The sequence below is a fragment of the Nonomuraea sp. NPDC049784 genome, assembly GCF_040659615.1.
Lineage (GTDB): Bacteria > Actinomycetota > Actinomycetes > Streptosporangiales > Streptosporangiaceae > Nonomuraea.
Map to the genome: position 1 here is coordinate 1 of NZ_JBFAMX010000044.1, position 16,276 is coordinate 16,276.

13 protein-coding genes and 1 pseudogene are annotated in these 16,276 nt (G+C 69.2%); 8 read left to right on the forward strand and 6 right to left on the reverse strand.

The features are described from left to right. Together AB0J09_RS13085 and AB0J09_RS13090 are read right to left on the reverse strand one after the other, a co-directional pair. Nucleotides 1–366: pseudogene (locus tag AB0J09_RS13085) on the reverse strand (hypothetical protein); the annotation flags it as partial. Next, nucleotides 366–2,303 (reverse strand): protein kinase, encoded by a 1,938-nt coding sequence (locus AB0J09_RS13090; RefSeq protein WP_360689433.1) that lies wholly within the window; start codon nucleotides 2,301–2,303, stop codon nucleotides 366–368. The gene AB0J09_RS13090 and the pseudogene AB0J09_RS13085, both read right to left, overlap by 1 nt. Nucleotides 2,304–2,394: 91 nt before the next feature. Here AB0J09_RS13090 and rsmA point away from each other — a divergent pair, with 91 nt between their 5' ends. Both rsmA and AB0J09_RS13100 read left to right on the forward strand, forming a co-directional pair. After that, the gene (gene rsmA / locus AB0J09_RS13095) at nucleotides 2,395–3,234 is read left to right on the forward strand and encodes a 16S rRNA (adenine(1518)-N(6)/adenine(1519)-N(6))-dimethyltransferase RsmA (RefSeq protein ID WP_360689488.1); all 840 of its coding nucleotides are present in this window, start codon (nucleotides 2,395–2,397) and stop codon (nucleotides 3,232–3,234) included. Between the two features lie 166 nt (nucleotides 3,235–3,400). Continuing rightward, nucleotides 3,401–3,976, forward strand: a complete 576-nt coding sequence (locus AB0J09_RS13100) for an NlpC/P60 family protein (protein WP_360689435.1) — start codon at nucleotides 3,401–3,403, stop codon at nucleotides 3,974–3,976. A 5-nt stretch (nucleotides 3,977–3,981) separates the two neighbouring features. On the opposite strand, the gene AB0J09_RS13105 is transcribed toward AB0J09_RS13100, so the two are convergent. Then, nucleotides 3,982–4,764 carry an arginase family protein gene (locus AB0J09_RS13105; protein ID WP_360689489.1) on the reverse strand — a complete coding sequence of 261 codons (783 nt, stop codon included), beginning with the start codon at nucleotides 4,762–4,764 and terminating at the stop codon, nucleotides 3,982–3,984. Between the two features lie 564 nt (nucleotides 4,765–5,328). Here AB0J09_RS13105 and AB0J09_RS13110 point away from each other — a divergent pair. Next, on the forward strand, nucleotides 5,329–6,231 hold the full coding sequence (locus AB0J09_RS13110) for a 4-(cytidine 5'-diphospho)-2-C-methyl-D-erythritol kinase (protein ID WP_360689436.1): 903 nt from the start codon (nucleotides 5,329–5,331) through the stop codon (nucleotides 6,229–6,231). A 333-nt stretch (nucleotides 6,232–6,564) separates the two neighbouring features. Beyond that, nucleotides 6,565–8,442, forward strand: coding sequence for an ABC-F family ATP-binding cassette domain-containing protein (locus AB0J09_RS13115; protein WP_360689438.1), 1,878 nt, complete (start codon nucleotides 6,565–6,567; stop codon nucleotides 8,440–8,442). Nucleotides 8,443–8,808: 366 nt separating this feature from the next. Here AB0J09_RS13115 and AB0J09_RS13120 read toward each other — a convergent pair whose 3' ends face one another. Further along, nucleotides 8,809–9,312, reverse strand: a complete 504-nt coding sequence (locus tag AB0J09_RS13120; RefSeq protein ID WP_360689440.1) for a MarR family transcriptional regulator — start codon at nucleotides 9,310–9,312, stop codon at nucleotides 8,809–8,811. 57 nt (nucleotides 9,313–9,369) lie between these two features. On the opposite strand from AB0J09_RS13120, the gene AB0J09_RS13125 reads away from it, so the two are divergent. The 4 genes from AB0J09_RS13125 to AB0J09_RS13140 are packed head-to-tail and all read left to right on the forward strand — an operon-like array spanning nucleotide 9,370 to nucleotide 13,229. Beyond that, nucleotides 9,370–10,140 carry a trans-aconitate 2-methyltransferase gene (locus tag AB0J09_RS13125; RefSeq protein WP_360689441.1) on the forward strand — a complete coding sequence of 257 codons (771 nt, stop codon included), beginning with the start codon at nucleotides 9,370–9,372 and terminating at the stop codon, nucleotides 10,138–10,140. A gap of 47 nt (nucleotides 10,141–10,187) precedes the next feature. Beyond that, nucleotides 10,188–10,526, forward strand: a complete 339-nt coding sequence (locus AB0J09_RS13130; protein WP_360689443.1) for a glyoxalase — start codon at nucleotides 10,188–10,190, stop codon at nucleotides 10,524–10,526. 40 nt (nucleotides 10,527–10,566) lie between these two features. Continuing rightward, the gene (locus AB0J09_RS13135; RefSeq protein WP_360689445.1) at nucleotides 10,567–12,057 is read left to right on the forward strand and encodes a CYTH and CHAD domain-containing protein; all 1,491 of its coding nucleotides are present in this window, start codon (nucleotides 10,567–10,569) and stop codon (nucleotides 12,055–12,057) included. Beyond that, on the forward strand, nucleotides 12,054–13,229 hold the full coding sequence (locus AB0J09_RS13140; protein ID WP_360689447.1) for a cytochrome P450: 1,176 nt from the start codon (nucleotides 12,054–12,056) through the stop codon (nucleotides 13,227–13,229). Before AB0J09_RS13135 ends, AB0J09_RS13140 begins: the two co-directional genes overlap by 4 nt. On the opposite strand, the gene AB0J09_RS13145 is transcribed toward AB0J09_RS13140, so the two are convergent. Both AB0J09_RS13145 and AB0J09_RS13150 read right to left on the reverse strand, forming a co-directional pair. Beyond that, nucleotides 13,230–14,072 (reverse strand): NUDIX hydrolase, encoded by an 843-nt coding sequence (locus tag AB0J09_RS13145; RefSeq protein WP_360689449.1) that lies wholly within the window; start codon nucleotides 14,070–14,072, stop codon nucleotides 13,230–13,232. Continuing rightward, entirely contained in the window at nucleotides 14,065–16,125 is a 2,061-nt protein-coding gene (locus AB0J09_RS13150) for an RNA degradosome polyphosphate kinase (protein ID WP_360689451.1), read from the reverse strand. The genes AB0J09_RS13145 and AB0J09_RS13150 overlap by 8 nt, the downstream gene beginning before the upstream one ends. Nucleotides 16,126–16,276: the final 151 nt, after the last annotated feature.

A 16,276-nucleotide genomic window follows, 5' to 3' on the forward strand; every position in this document is an offset into this window, starting at 1 on the left:
CTCCGGCGGCGCGGCGCCGCCGCCGTAGACGACGTACGCGGCGCCGGCGTCCTCAGTGCCGTCCACGTCCGTGTACGGCGCCCCGATCACCAGGTCGGCACAGGCGTCGGCGTTGACCTTGGCCAGCCGTACGGACCAGCCGAAGCCGTCTCTGGCCAGGTTCGGGACGGTGACGGGGACGACCTTGTCGCCGGAGAGAACGTTCACCGAGCCCTTCTGGTCGTCGGCGAACGGGTCGCCCACGGCCACGTCGTCCACGCCGTCGCCGTCGAAGTCGGCCGCTCCCGTACAGGCCGCCGCCGTCGTCGTGGACGTCAGGGGCACCCCGGTGGCCAGCATGAGCGCGATGAGCGCTGATCGGATCATCACAGCGCGACCTCGATCTGCTTGCCGTTCTCGAGCATGGTCGCCGTCATCTTCACGGGTTTGCGGTACATGGCCAGGTCGAACACGAACGCGCTGTCCACGCGGCCGCCCGGCAGGATGGCCGGAGGCAGCGTGACGGCGGCCGGGTCGTGCTCGCCGCCCCGGTCGTCGATCATGGTGACGACGGGCTGGATCAGCTGCCTGCGCTCGCCGCCCGGGTTGACCATCGTCCAGCGGATCACGCAGAGCTGGCCCTGGGTCGCGGTCTTGCCCTCGTACTCCTTCAGCCCGCACTCCGGCGCCGACGCGACGATCGCGATGGGGTCGTCGAAGTTGGCGCCCAGCGCGAAGCGGCGGCCCACGTCGTTGGGGCCCGCGGTGGCGGCCACCTGGGAGGGGGTGCCGGGGGTCGTGGTGATGGCCGTGTTGCGGCTGGAGGTGACGATCAGGATGGCTGCTGTCACGACGATGGCCAGTACGGCCGCCGCTGCGGCGATGAGCCACCGGGTGCCCTTTGTCCGCGAACCGCTGAGGGTGTCGGGCTCGTCGCCCGGCAGGGCCTCTGTGCGGCCCTCACCTGGCAGAGCCGCCGTAGGGCCGTCGCCCGGCTGGGTCTCGGTGCCGGGGAGGCTGCCCTGCCGCAGCTGCGCCTCCTGGTCGCGCGCCCGGGCCTGCTCCTGCCTGGTGAGTTCCTTCTGTCTGGCCAGAGCTTCGGCCTGGGCCTGTTCCCGCTGCCGAGCCTGGGCCTCCCAGCGCGCGAACTCCTCCTTGGCCGCCTCCTCCTCCCTCCGCGCCAACTCCTCGACCGACGCCTGACTCTGCTGAGGGGACGGCTGCGGGGGCGGGGTGCCGGCCGTACCGGCTTGGCTGCCGAACGCGCCCGGCGGACCAGGCACGCCGGGAGCGTCCGGAACGCTGTGACCCGGAACGCTTGGAGCTCCTGGAGCGCTGGAGGCGCCCGGAACAACGGGAGCGCGGCCCGTGGCGTCGCTCGGCGGGGGCGTCGTGAACGTGGCCGTGATGTCCGGTTCCTCCACGACGTTCCGCGGAGGCTGCCAGTCGTTGAGCATCTCGGTCGCGACCAAGGTGGGCGGATCGGCGGCCCGCACCGGGGCACTGCCTCCCACCAGGGCGATCAGCAGATCCTGCGCCGTCGGGCGCAGGGCGGGGTCCATCGAGGTGGCCCGCCGTACCAGCTCGTTGAGGGGTGCGGGCAGCGCGCCCAGTTCGGGCGGGGCGTTCAGCACGCGTGTGGCCAGCGTGATGGGGTCGCCGCGGCCGAACGGGTGCCGCCCGTTGCCCGCGTACGCCACTAAGCAGCCCCAGGCGAAGATGTCGGCCGCCGGAGTGACGACCTCGCCACGTACCTGCTCCGGAGCCCACCACCCGGGGCTGCCTAATAATTCACCGGAAAGCGTGAATCCGGTCTCCCTGTCGAGCGCCCTGGCGATGCCGAAGTCGATCACCCTCGGCCCCGACAACGAGAGGATCACGTTCGCCGGCTTCAGGTCCCTGTGCACCAGCCCGGCCACGTGGATCGCCGCCAGCGCCGCCGCTACCCCCAGCGCGACGCCGTGCAGCGGCCCCGGCTCCAAAGCGCCATATTTCGCGATCTGATCGGAGAGCGGGGTGCCCGCGATGTACTCGGTCACCATGTAGGGGCGCCCGTCCCCGGTGTTGCCGTTGTCCAGCACCTGAGCCGTGCAGAACGACGCCACCCGGCGCGCGTTCTCGACCTCGGCGTGGAATCTGGCCGCGAACCCCTCCTGGTTGGCGAACTCCACCTTGACGACCTTGAGCGCGACGAACCGCCCCGTCGGCGCGCGCGCGAGGAACACGGTCCCCATGCCGCCCTCGCCGAGCCGGCCCAGTAGCCGGTACGGCCCGATTTCCCGCAAGTCCGTCGGGCGAAGCGGCGCGGCGCCCGTTGGCTCCATGAGGGACGTTCCTTCCTGTTCCACGCCATCCTCTCCTTTGGTCTCCCCAAGCGCCATCGATGGTTCTTCGATGCGAGAGACTGATTGGATGATGAGGCTGTTGGGCCCTGCAGAAATACGTATTTTGGCGGACAAGCTAGATCTTCGTCCGACAAAAAAGCTAGGCCAGAACTTCGTGATCGACGCGGGGACCGTCCGGCGCATCGTCCGCGTGGCCGATCTTTCGGAGAACGACGTGGTCATCGAGGTCGGGCCGGGTCTCGGCTCGCTCACGCTCGCGCTCCTGCCGGCGGCGGCGCACGTGGTGGCCGTCGAGATCGACCCGGTGCTCGCCCGCCAGCTCCCCATCACCGTCGCCGAGCGCGGGGCGTCCGACAGGCTCACGGTCGTGAACGCGGACGCCATGAAGATCACCCCCGACGACCTGTCCGGCTTCACCCCCACGGCCCTGGTCGCCAACCTCCCTTACAACGTGGCGGTCCCGGTGGTGCTCCACCTCCTGGAGGTCCTGCCGTCCCTGCGCAAGGGTCTGATCATGGTCCAGTTGGAGGTGGCCGACCGCCTCGCCGCCGGCCCCGGCTCGAAGGTGTACGGGGTGCCGTCGGTCAAGGCTGCCTGGTATGCAGACGTCCGCCGCGCGGGTCCGGTTGGCCGTACCGTCTTCTGGCCCGTCCCCAACGTCGATTCCGGGCTCGTCTCATTGGTGCGACGGGAGCCGCCCGCCACGACCGCGACGCGCCAGGAGGTGTTCGCGGTGGTGGACGCCGCCTTCGCCCAGCGAAGGAAGACCCTGCGGGCGGCCCTTTCCTCGTGGGCGGGCAGCGCGCCCCAGGCCGAGGAGGCGCTCCGCGCCGCCGGGGTGGACCCGTCCGCCCGCGGCGAGCAACTGGACATCCATGCCTTCGCCCGCATCGCCGAGTCCCGCCCATAACCGCCGAGGCGGAAGGGCCGGCTCGCCCCTGAGCTGAGCCCCGGACTCAGAAGATTTCCACAACCTCGCCCGCCTCTCCTCCTTCCATCCCCAGAACCGCGTTCGGGCTCAAGCCACCCCACCCCGCCGCGTGATCCTGGCCTCCCATCCCCAAAAGGAGGCCAACATGATCAAGCTACGGCTGGCCATCACCGGAGCGCTCTTCACAGCCCTCGCCCTGTCCGCGGACCCGGCTCGAGCCGCATCCCTCCCGCCGCGTCCATGCTCACGAGTGGACCTCTGCATCCGACAACCATGGAGGCCGCTGACGCCCCCGAAGCAGAGCAGGCCCACTCGAGGTGAGATCGCCGCCGCCGCGGCCCTCGCCCAGCTGGGTGTGCCTTTCTCCTGGGGCGGAGGCTCAGCGGGCGGCCCCACTGCCGGCATAGGCAGGGGAGCAAGAACGCGAGGCTTCGACTGCAGCGGCCTGACCCTCTACGCCTGGGCCCGGGCAGGCGTGGCCCTCGGCCACTACACGGGCACCCAGTTCCGCCAGGGCCGCCACGTTCCGCTCAGCGCCCGCCGCATGGGCGACCTGCTCTTCTTCGGCGGCGGCACAGGCGACCCGACCCATGTGGCCCTGTATCTAGGCGGTGGCCTGATGATCCACGCCCCCAAGACAGGAGACGTGGTGAAGAAGACGAACTTCCTCGGCTCGCCCTACTACCGTGCCGTCTTCCGCGGCATGACACGCCCCGGCTAGGCCGCTCACCGCCGGGCGCAAACCTCCACCAACCCCTTGACGAGCCCGGAAAGCATCGCCCGATCTTCCTCCCTGGAGGGCTCATATTCCATGAGCCCGAGCCCCGCGACCTCGAACCGCTCAGCCACGGCGGAAACCAGGGCGAGCAGCTCATCGGGCCTCAGCCCGCCAGGCGTGGGGCACCCCACACTCGCGAAGACCTCCGGATCGAGCACATCGAAGTCGATATGCACATAGACGGCAGCGTCACCACGGACCTCCGCGATCGCCTCGGCAAGCGCCGCACCGGAATCCGCCACGGTCAGCCACCGAACCCCGCGATCCTCGACGAACGCCAGCTCGGCAGGATCGAGATCGCGCACCCCCGCCAACACGATCCGCCCCGGATCCACATGCTCCCCCGGCACCAGCCCCGCGGGCCCTTCCCCAGTGAGCGCCCGCAGCACCATCCCATGAAAGGCCCCAGAAGGTGAGGAATCCGGCGTGTTCAAGTCCCCGTGCGCATCGAACCACACGACGACCAGCCGATCGCCGTACCTCTTCCTGGCCGCCGCCACCGGCTCCAGCTCGACCCCGCAATCCCCACCGGCAGTCACCACGAGCCCATCGGCAGCCTGCGCAATCGCCTCACGCACCATGGAGGCAGTGATGACCAGATCATCATCGACATCCACCCGCACGCGATGGCCGGCGTCCACCATGTCGGCCAGCAACCGCGCCCCTTCGCGCAACCGCTCCGCCGTACGCGCCCCCGACCCCCGCCACTGCGGCACCTCGACAACCGTCACCTCGGACAACGCACCCTCCTTAACGCGAGCTATCACTTCAGGATGACGAGCACACAGCCACCCCGTCCAACGAGTTCCATCGTGATCACCGCCACGCCGGCGCCCAGGGGACTGACACCGGCCGGGACGGGCGCCACCGGGACGGACGCCTACCGGGACGGAGGCCTGCCGGGATGAAGGCCTGCCGGGATGAAGGCCCACCGGGATGGACGCCTGCTGGGACTGCCATCCTCCGAGACAGGCGCCTGCCGGGACTGGCGCCTGCCGTGGCGGCGGAGCCGGACGCGGAGAGCAGCCATTGGGCACACGGAGGGCGTCCCAGGACGGACCCCGAGCCCGTCCGTGCCACCCCCGCCCAAGGCGTGAGGGGACATTTGCATCACTATCTGGATCACTCTTGGTTACCTGCGACGTTCGGGGCAAACGCGTCTTAACTTGACTCTGCGTATTGCGGAGTCGGCCGTTCCGAAGGTCATATTTTCGAGAACCGCATGTCAGGGCCGCGTGCCCCGATAACATCTAGTGTTCTTGACCCCGGCAAGTGATGAGAATGGCAGAAACTCGATGAGTTCGGTGACCGTACGTGTGCCTGCGAAGGTCAACGTACAGCTTTCTGTCGGCCCGCTCAGGGAAGACGGCTACCACGACCTGGTGAACGTCTTCCATGCAGTATCGATCTTCGATGAGGTGGTCGCGAAGGAGTCCGAGTCGATCACCGTTGTGGTGAACGGCAAGTGGTCCGACCAGGTGCCGACCGACGACAGCAACCTGGCGATCCGGGCCGCCCGGGCGCTCGCCAAACACGCGGGCCGCACCTACGGCGCCGACCTGATCATCCAGAAGGACATCCCCGTGGCGGGCGGCATGGCGGGCGGCAGTGCCGACGCCGCCGGGGCGCTGGTGGCCTGCAACGAGCTGTGGGGGCTGGGGCTGCCGTTCGAGGACCTCATGGAGATCGCGGGCGATCTCGGCAGCGATGTGCCGTTCTCCCTGCTCGGGGGCACGGCGGTGGGCACCGGCCGGGGTGAGCAGCTGAGCGAGCTGCCCACTGGGGGGACGTTCCACTGGGTGTTCGCGTTGGCGGATGGGGGCCTCTCCACGGCCAGCGTGTACGCCGAATGCGACCGCCTCAGAGCGGCCTCGGGCGCCGAGGTGCCCTGGCCCCAGCTGGACGACTCTCTGATGGAGGCGCTGGGCACGGGTGACGCCTACTCCCTTGGCGCCCACCTGAGCAACGACCTCCAGCCCGCCGCGCTCAACCTCAGGCCGGAGCTCGGCCCCACCCTGGAAGCAGGCCGTCAGCACGGGGCCCTGGGCGCGATCGTCTCGGGGTCGGGCCCGACGTGCGCCTTCCTGGCCATCGACGCACTCCACGCCCGCGACCTGGCCCTCAGCCTGACCAGCACGGGAGCCGCCCACACCGCCGTAGCCGCCCACGGCCCGGTCCAGGGCGCCACCCTGGCCTGACCCCCGCACTTGGGGGCTCGGCTCGGGGCGTGCGGGTGCCGCACGCGTATACGGCGTCCCATGCCCCGCGGGCGACGCCCACTCCGCACTCGCGCTCGGCCGGGGCTGCGTTCGTGTGCTGGGTGTTGTGCGTATTCGGCGAGTAGCGCGTACGTCCTCGCCCCGAGCCAAGCGTGCGAACTCGCCGCCTACTCCGGCACTCGAGTCCCGGCACCACGGGCTCCGGGGACCACTGGGTCGTGGCAAAGGCCGCCTCCGTCCACGGCCGGGCATCGAGCAGGGCCGGGTTGGGCGGGCGGGAGATGGATGGGGAGCCGATACCCTTGGGAGGTCATGAATCTGGTCAACCTTGAGTCGGTCTCCCACGCCTATGGGCCCAAGCCGCTCCTCGACGACGTATCCCTCGGCGTCGAGGCAGGCGAGCGCATCGGCGTCGTCGGGCGTAACGGAGGCGGCAAGACGACCCTGCTGTCCGTGATCGCGGGATCGACGCGGCCGGACAAGGGACGGGTAACGCATACCCGGAGCCTGCGGGTCGGGTTCCTGTCGCAGCACGACGCGATGGACCCGAACGCCACCGTGCGGCAGATCGTCCTCGGCGGGCTGGCCGAGCACGAATGGGCGGGGGACCAGCGGGTCCGCGAGATCCTCGTCAACCTGGTCGGCGACCTCGACCTCGACGCCAGGGCCGCCGACCTGTCGGGTGGGGAGCGCAGGCGTACGGCGCTGGCGCAGCTGCTCATCGACGACCATGACCTGATCATGCTGGACGAGCCTACGAACCACCTCGACATCGAGGCCATCGCCTGGCTCGCCGGCCATCTGGCGGGCAGGAAGAGCGCGCTGGTGGTCGTGACGCACGACCGGTGGTTCCTCGACGCCGTGTCCACCCGCACGTGGGAGGTCGTGGACGGGCGGGTCGAGCGCTACGAGGGCGGATACGCCGCTTACGTGCTCGCCAAGGCCGAGCGGGCGCGGATCGCGCAGGCCGCAGAAGAGCGCCGCCAGAACCTCATGCGCAAGGAGATCGCCTGGCTGCGGCGCGGCCCGCCGGCCCGTACGTCCAAGCCGAAGTTCCGCATCGAGGCCGCGCAGGCCTTGATCGCGAACGAGCCCCCGGCGCGCGAGACCGTCGAACTGATGCGGTTCGCCGCGGCCCGCCTCGGCAAGACCGTCTACGACCTCGAGGACGTCACCCTGCACGCCGGCGGGCCGGGCAACGGGCCGCTGGTGCTCGGCGACCTCACGTGGCAGTTCGGCCCGGGGGACCGGATCGGACTGATCGGGGTGAACGGCTCCGGCAAGTCGTCCGTGCTGCGCCTGCTCGCCGACACGGTGACGCCCGACTCCGGGCGCGTGATCAGGGGCAAGACGGTACGCCTCGCGCACCTGTCCCAGGAGCTCGCCGAGCTCGACCCCACGCGGCGGGTGCTGGAGACGGTCGAGGAAGTACGCAAGTACCTCCAGCTCGGCAAGAGGGAGTGGACGGCCTCCCAGCTGCTCGAACGCCTCGGGTTCAAGGGCGAGGCGCAGTGGAAGGTCGTCGGAGACCTGTCGGGTGGCGAGCGCCGTCGGCTGCAGCTGCTGAGGCTGCTCATGGACGACCCGAACGTCCTGCTGCTCGACGAGCCCACCAACGACCTCGACATCGAGACGCTCAACGAGCTCGAAGACCTGCTGGACGGCTGGCCCGGCACGCTGATCCTGGTGAGCCACGACCGCTACTTCCTGGAGCGGGTGACCGATCGGTGCGTGGCGCTGCTGGGTGACGGCAAGCTCTCGCTGCTGCCGGGCGGGGTGGACGAATACCTCGAACGACGCGCCGCCGGCACGGCTGTGACCGCCCGCCTGGGCACCCCCGGCGGGGCGACTCCGGCATCGGATCCCGGCAGCACGGTATCCGGCAGCACGGTATCCGGTGGCGGGGACGGCTCCGTGGCCGAGTCCGTCGCGGTCACGTCCGAGCCCGGCCAGCCAGGTGCCGGGTTGTCGGCCAAGGAGGAACGCGAGCTTCGCAAGGAGCTCAACCGCCTGGAACGCCAGCTCGACAAGCTGAGCGACCAGGAGTCCCGCCTCCACGCGGCCATGGCTGAAGCGGCCAGCGACTACTCCAAGCTCGGCTCCCTCGACGCCCAGCTACGCGAGATCACCGCCCAGAAGGACACGATCGAAGCCGAGTGGCTCGACCTCGCCGACCGCCTGGGCGACTGACCCCCGCCCCGGCCGGCGGCCCCGGGAGGTGCCGGCTGGCAGTGATGGTGCGGACCGCGGATCTGGTGCTGGCTGGTGGCGAGGGGCGCGGTCGGCGGATTTGGTGCCGGTTGGTGGTGCAGCCCATGGGGGCGCAAGGCGGCGCGTGACAGGCCCACGTTCAGCGAAGAACGCGGCCCACATTGCGCTCGTAGCGGCGAGCAGCCCGTGAGCCTTCACGACCGGCCATGACAGACGGAACGGACGGCGGCGCGTGCGGTCAGCTTGGCCCCGCCGTAACGAATGAAGACTCACGCGCAATGACAGACGGAACGGGCGGGCGGCGCGTACGGTCAGCTTGGCCCCGCCGTAAAAGAAAGTGAAAAATCAAGAAGCGTCGAAGGGGGCGAGGAGCGTGCGGAGGAGAGAAGAGAGCAGGCGCTGATCGTCGGAGCCCAGGCCGGACAGCAGGTCACGCTCGCGTCGCAGCAGGTCCGCGAAGGCGGCGTCGACCCGGGCCAGCCCGGTGTCCGTCAGGGACACCAGCACGCCGCGGCGGTCCTCCGGGTCCGGGCGGCGCCGCACCAGGCCGGCCTGCGCGAGCCGGTCGATGCGGTTGGTCATGGTCCCGGACGTGACGAGCGTCGCCCGCAGCAGGGCCCCCGGGCTGAGCTCGTACGGCTTGCCGGCTCGCCGCAGCGCCGTCAGCACGTCGAACTCCCACGGCTCCAGGTCGTGTTCGGCGAACGCCGCCCGCCTGGCCCGGTCGAGATGCTTGGCCAGTCGTGACACCCTAGAGAGCACGTGGAGCGGCTCGACGTCGAGGTCGGGACGCTCCGCGCGCCAAGCCGCGACGAGGCGGTCGACCTCATCCCTAGCATCCTCCGTCATGACACAAGAGTGTACTGTCTTGACATCGAGATATCTCTCTCGATATCAATTATCTTCATGTCAAGAGATATCTGGGACCCGGTGACCTACGCTGTCTACGCGGACGAGCGGTCGCGGCCGTTCATCGAGCTGGTCTCCAGGGTGGGGGCGGTCGATCCCGATTATGTCGTGGACGCGGGCTGCGGCAGCGGTGAACTCACCGTTGAGCTGGGCCGTCGGTGGCCCCGCGCGACCGTCGAAGGCTTCGACTCCTCGCCTGCGATGATCACAAAGGCCCGGCAGTTGCAATCGAATGTCAGGTTCGCGGTGGCGGACGTGGCCACGTGGCGCCCTGACCGGCCCATGGACGTGATCGTCTCGAACGCCGTCCTGCAGTGGGTGCCGGAGCATCGGGCCGTGCTGGAGCACTGGGTCGAGGACCTGGCCGCGGGAGGCTGGCTGGCGTTCCAGGTGCCCGGCAACTTCGACGCACCCAGCCACGTCGCGATCCGCGAACTGTGCGCCTCCCGCGCCTGGTCCGACAAGCTCAGCGACGTCGTCAGGGCAAATCCCGTCGACGATCCCATCGAGTACCTGGACCTGCTCAATCACGGCGGCTCCCAGGTGGACGCGTGGGAGACGACCTACATGCACGTGCTCCAGGGCGAGAACCCGGTGCTCGACTGGGTCTCCGGCACTGCCCTGCGCCCCATGTTCGACCGGCTCGACCCCGACGAGCAGCGCCGGTTCAAGAACGACCTCGCCAAGGCGCTCGCCGAGGCGTATCCGGCCCAGAGCTACGGCACCCCGTTCCCATTTCGGAGGATCTTCGTGGTGGTGCAGAAATGAGTGCGGTGCAGAAATGAGTGCGGTGCGGAAATGAGGGTGGTGCAGAAATGATCAGGCAGATTCATCATGTTCAGCTCGCCGCGCCCAGGGGCAGTGAGCCCGAGTTGAGGCGTTTCTATGAGGGCGTGCTGGGGCTCCGGGAGGTGCCCAAGCCGCCGGAGCTGGCCAAGCGCGGGGGTGTGTGGTTCAGGGGCGTGGGGGTAGAGGTGCACCTCGGCGTCGAGGACGACTTCAGGCCCGCGCGCAAGGCCCACCCCGCGTTCCTGGTGGACGACCTCGACGCCTATGCCACCGACGTGGAAATCGACGACCTGTTCCCCGGGTATCGGCGGATCTATCTGTCGGATCCCGTGGGGAACAGAATTGAGCTCCTGCAAGTCGTGTGATGTTCACCTCATAGTGGCATGATGTTCCGAAATCGGACTCTTGCGAGGTGTAGTGGGCATCGAGATCGAGGACAAGTTCGACGTTCCTCCCGATTACGCTATTCCGGACCTGAGCGGTCTGGCCGACGTCGTAGGCCCGAAGAGCCACCAGCTCGTGGCCCTCTACTACGACACCCCCGACCTTCGGCTGGCCGCCCGGGGCGTCACGCTCAGGCGACGACGAGGCGGCCACGATCCCGGCTGGCATCTCAAGCTGCCCAAGGCCAAGGGTGTGCGCCAGGAGATCACGCACCCGCTCACCCGTAGCACCAAGATCGTGCCTCTCGAGCTGGTCGAGCTCGTCCGCGCCTACACCCGGGGCGCCGAGCTCCAGCCCGTCGCCGAGCTGGACACCCGCAGGAGCATCACTGTCCTGCTCGACGGCGACACCAAGCTGGTCGAGATCGCCGACGACCGCGTCAAGGGCACGGTGTTCCAGGATGAGCCCAAGGTCGTACGGTGGCGCGAGGTCGAGGCGGAGCTGCTCGCCGAGGATCGCCGGGCATTCCTCGCCAAGGTCGGCAAGCGTCTCAGGAAGGCCGGCGCGACGCCCTCGGAGGCCGCCAGCAAGCTCGCCAAACTGCTCGAACCCGCCCCCCTCCCCAAAGCGCCCACCGAACCGGGCACCGCGGGTGAGGTCGTCGTCGCCTACCTGGCCGGCCAGGTGGGCGCCGTGCTCTCGCAGGATCCACGGGTACGCAGGGCGGAGGAGGACGCCGTGCACCAGATGCGCGTGGCGGCCCGCAGGCTGCGCAGCGCGCTCAAGGCGTTCAAGAGCGTCGTGACCGACACCGGCCCGCTCCAGGACGAGCTGCGCTGGCTCGGTACGGTGCTCGGCGAGGCCCGTGACCTGGAGGTGATCAGGGCCAGGTTCGCCAAGGAGCTGGCCGGCCTGCAGCCTGAGCTGGTCACCGGCCCCATCCAGACCCGGCTCGGCGCGGATCTGCACAAACGCGAGCAAGAGGCGTATGCCCGCATCAAGGACACGCTCAGCAGCGACCGCTACTACACCCTGCTCAACGCGCTCGACCAGCTCGTATCGGCCCCGCACCTGGGCAAGGCGGCGGCCAAATCGGCCCAGGACAAGCTCGCCGCCATCGCCGCGGCCAACTGGGCCAGGGTGACGAACGCCTACGACACCGCTCAGGCCATCGAAGACCCGGAACGTCGTGAAATAGCCATGCACGACGTGCGCAAGGCCGCCAAACGCGCTCGTTACACTGCGGAAGCGCTCCAGCCCACCCTCGGCGCGAGCATGGCCAAGCTGGCCAAGCTGGCCGAGGACATCCAGGAAATCCTGGGCGCGCACCAGGACGGAGTCGTCGCCCAGGAGACGCTGGCGAAGGAGGCCGAGAGCGCCCGGCAGGCAGGCGAGGACACGTTCACGTACGGGCTGCTCATCGGGATCGAGCGGAGCACCGCCGAACGGGCACACGCCGAGTTCCCCAGAGTCTGGGCAGAGACCCTCAAGGCGGTTAAGAAGGTTCTATGAGGAACCTTCCCACCATCCCCTTCGAGCGCGGCAGCCTGCTCGACGTCCCCGAGGCGTACCGGAACCTGCGGGCCGAAGAGGGCATCGCGAAGGTACGTACCCGGATGGGCGACGAGGTCTGGCTGGTCACCGGCTACGAGGACGCGCGCAGCCTGTTCAACGACCCCAGGCTCGGCCGCTCACATCCGGAGCCGGACAAGGCCGCGCGGCTGTCGAGTTCGGCGCTGCTCGGCGGCCCCCAGGGCGACGTGGCCACGGAGAAGGCCGAGCACGACCGCATGCGCAAGCTGTTCATGCCGTCCTTCTCTGCCCGCAGGATGAAGGCGCTCAGGGACCACGTCGGCTCGCTCGTCGATGAGCGGCTCGACCACTTGGCCAAGCTGACGCCGCCGGCGGACCTGCACGCCGAGCTGTCGTTCCCGCTGCCCGTGCTGGTCATCTGCCAGCTGCTCGGCGTGCCGTACGAGGACAGGGAGTACTTCGGCGGCGTGTCGTCCCGGATGGGGGACATGCTGGACATGGAGAAGAGCCAGGCCGCCCGCGAGGAGCTGAGCGCGTACATGGCCGGCCTGATCGAGCGCAAGCGGCGCGAGCCGGGGGAGGACGTGCTGTCGGACCTGGCGAACGAGCTGGACGACAACGGGCGGATCGCCGAGCTGGCAGGCGGGCTGCTGTTCGCCGGGCACGAGACCACGGTCAACCGCATCGACTTCGGCGTGCTGCTCCTCCTGGCCAACCCCGGCCAGCGCGACCTGCTCATAGCAGACCCGGCCCTTGCCCCCGGCGCGGTCGAGGAGATCCTGCGCATGGTGGTGACGAGCCTGCACGGCCTGCCCAGGTACGCCCACGAGGACATCGAGATCGGCGGCCGCACGATCCGTACGGGCGAGGCCGTCGTGATACTCACGGGAGTGGCCAACCGGGACGAGCGGATCTATCCGGATCCGGATGTGTTCGACATCCGCCGTCCGCAAACCGACCCGCATCTGAGCTTCGGGTACGGCCCGCGCTTCTGCATCGGCGCCAGCCTGGCCAGGGTCGAGCTGGAGGCCGTGTTCAGCCGGCTGTTCCAGCGCTTCCCCACCCTGCGGCCGGCTGTGCCCATGGAGGAGCTGCCCCGCAGCGAGGGGAGGATCGCGGACGGCTTCGCCCGGCTTCCGGTCACGTGGTGATCAGGCCGCGTAGCGCTCGACGCTGACGACGTGCCCGCCCGCCCTGTGCAGCACAGCGAAGGCGCCCTTACGCAGGTGCACGTCCTTGCCGCTCAACGCCTTGACCAGGTTGGGCAGCACCTTGCGGTGGCTGCACACGGCCGCGGGCACCGCGATCTCCCTGACCAGGGCGGTCGTCTTCTCCGGGTCGTGGCTCTCCTCGCTGAGCAGCGGCTCGAGCTTGGTCTCCGCCCCGGCCTCGGCGCTGTACGGCACCAGGGTCTGGACGCACCGGGCGCTGGGGGAGCTGATCAGCAGCTCGGGCCGGTAGGCGGGCAGCGCGGCGGCCAGATTCGCGGCCTGGGACCGGCCGCCGGCGTCGAGCGGGCGCAGCGCGTCGTCGTCCTGCCACTCGCTCCTGGAGCCGGCTGAGGCGTGCCGTACGAGCACGAGGGGCACGGTCTCGAGCGGCGCGGCCCGCAGCGCGCGCAGCAGCCCCACGTCCCATTCGTACGTCAGCAGCCGCCTGGCCTCCTCCAGCGGCAGCCAGCGCAGCTCGTCCACCTCGTCGCCGGGGGAGAACCCGTCATCCCCGGCCACTTGCGCCACCCAGTAGTCGACCCGCTTGAGCCGGCCGGTGCTGAGGTAGTGGACCGGCGGCAACGCGCGGCCGAGCAGCACGGTCAGGCCGGTCTCCTCGTTCACCTCGCGCAGGGCGGCGGCGATCTCGTGCTCCCCGGACTTCAGCTTGCCCTTGGGGAAGGTCCAGTCGTCGTACCCTGGCCGGTGAATGACGGCAACTTCTGGGCGGCTCTCCTCGCCCCTCCAGACCACGGCTCCGGCTGCGCGGAGCAGGTCAGTCATCAACGGTCCTCCAGCGGCGCGTACCGATGAGGTGGCTCTGGGGATCCTCGCCTGGATGGCGGGCCCATGTGCCATCGGAGTTCAGCCACCACGCGTTCGTGGTCTCGGCCATGGCCAGGTCCATCAGCTCGATGAGATAGGCCTTGTGCTGCGGCGATGTCACCTTGACCAGGGCTTCGACGCGGCGATCGAGGTTCCTGCGCATCAGGTCCGCGCTGCCGATCCACACCTCGGGGCGGCGGCCGAGGCCGAACTCGTACACCCGGGAGTGCTCAAGGAAGCGCCCCAAGACCGACCTTACGCGGATATTTTCGGACAAATCTGGAATTCCTGGGCGAAGGCTGCAGATGCCCCGCACCCACAGGTCCACCGGGACACCGGCCCTGGACGCCCGGTAGAGCGCGTCGATGATGGGCTCGTCCACCAGCGAGTTCGTCTTGATCCTGATCCGCGCGGGCCGTCCCGCCTGCGCGTGGGCGATCTCCCGCTCGATCCTGGCCAGCAGCCCGCTGCGCATGGAGTGGGGCGCGACCAGCAGTCGGCGGTAGGCGGAGTGGTTGGAGTAGCCGGTCAGGTGGATGAACAGGTCCGTCACATCCTCCCCGACCAGGGGGTCCGCCGTGAGCAGGCCGAAGTCCTCGTACTGCCGGGCGGTCTTGGGGTTGTAGTTGCCGGTGCCGATGTGGCAGTAGCGGCGCAGCTCGCCCGAGGCCTCCTGACGGACCACGAGCGCGAGCTTGCAGTGGGTCTTCAGCCCGACCACGCCGTAGACGACGTGGCAGCCGGCCTTCTCCAGCTTGCGGGCCCAGGAGATGTTCGCGTGCTCGTCGAAGCGGGCCTTGATCTCCACGACCACCACGACCTGCTTGCCCGCCTCGGCCGCGTCGATCAGCGCGTCCACGATGGGGGACTCGCCGCTGGTGCGGTAGAGGGTCTGCTTGATCGCCAGCACCCTGGGGTCGGCCGCGGCCACCTCGATGAAACGCTGCACGCTGGTGGCGAACGAGTCGTACGGGTGGTGCAGCAGCACGTCGCGCTCGCGCAGGATCGAGAAGATGTCGTCCTCGGCGTTGATCACCTCGGCGGGCACGAACGGCCGGTAGCTCAGCTCGCCCCGCTCCAGGTCGGCGATCGCGTGCAGGCCCGACAGGTCGAGCGGCCCCTGCACGCGGTAGATCTCGTGCGGCGCCAGCTCCAGCTCCTCCACCAGCGGCGCCAGCACCTCCGGAGTGATCGTGTCCTCGACCTCCAGCCGCACGGGCGGGCCGAAGCGCCGCTTGAGCAGCTCCTTCTCCAGGGCCTGCATGAGGTTCTCGGTGACGTCCTCGTCCACGTCGAGATCCTCGTTCCTGGTGACGCGGAAGACGTGGTGCTGGAGGATCTCCATGCCCTTGAAGAGCTGTCCCAGATGCGCCGCAATAACATCCTCAAGCGGGACAAATCTGTCTTTGGAGGCAGGTACGAATCGGGGCAGCTGCGACGGGACCTTGACCCTCGCGAAAACCGTGTGATCGGTCGCCGGATTACGCACCAGAACAGCGAGATTCAGGCTGAGCCCCGAAATATAGGGAAAAGGATGCGCGGGGTCCACGGCCAGCGGCGTCAGCACCGGCCTGATCCGCTCCCTGAACAGCTTGCGCAGCTCGGTGCGCTCCTCGCGCCCCAGGTCGTCCCACCTGACGATCTCGATGCCCTCGGCCGCGAGCTGCGGGCAGATGTGCTGGTGGAAGGCCGCGGCGTGCCGCCTGGCCAGATCGTCCGCGATCATGCCGATCCTGGCCAGCTCCTCGCGCGGCTTCAACCCGCTCTTGGTGCGCAGCAGCAGGCCCGTGGCCATGCGCCGTTTCAGGCCGGCCACGCGTACGCGGAAGAACTCGTCGAGATTGCTCGCGAAGATGGCCAGGAAGCGCACCCGCTCCAGAAGCGGGATTGACGGATCCTCGGCCAGCTCGAGCACGCGTTCGTTGAACTGGAGCCAGCTCTCCTCGCGATTGAGAAACCGCTCCTGAGGTAGGGGGAGGTCGTTGGGGGCTTGGAACGGTTCCGCGGACATATAGCCTATATTGCCCTGTTTGGTTGAACGGAACGTTAACGCGGCCGCAACGGCTCACCCCGGATAGTCAGCCACGCTCTACCCAATCGTCACGCAAGCCATCCCCGCTGTTCAAGCCCACCGGTCGGCCCACTCTCTCGCCGACGTGCGC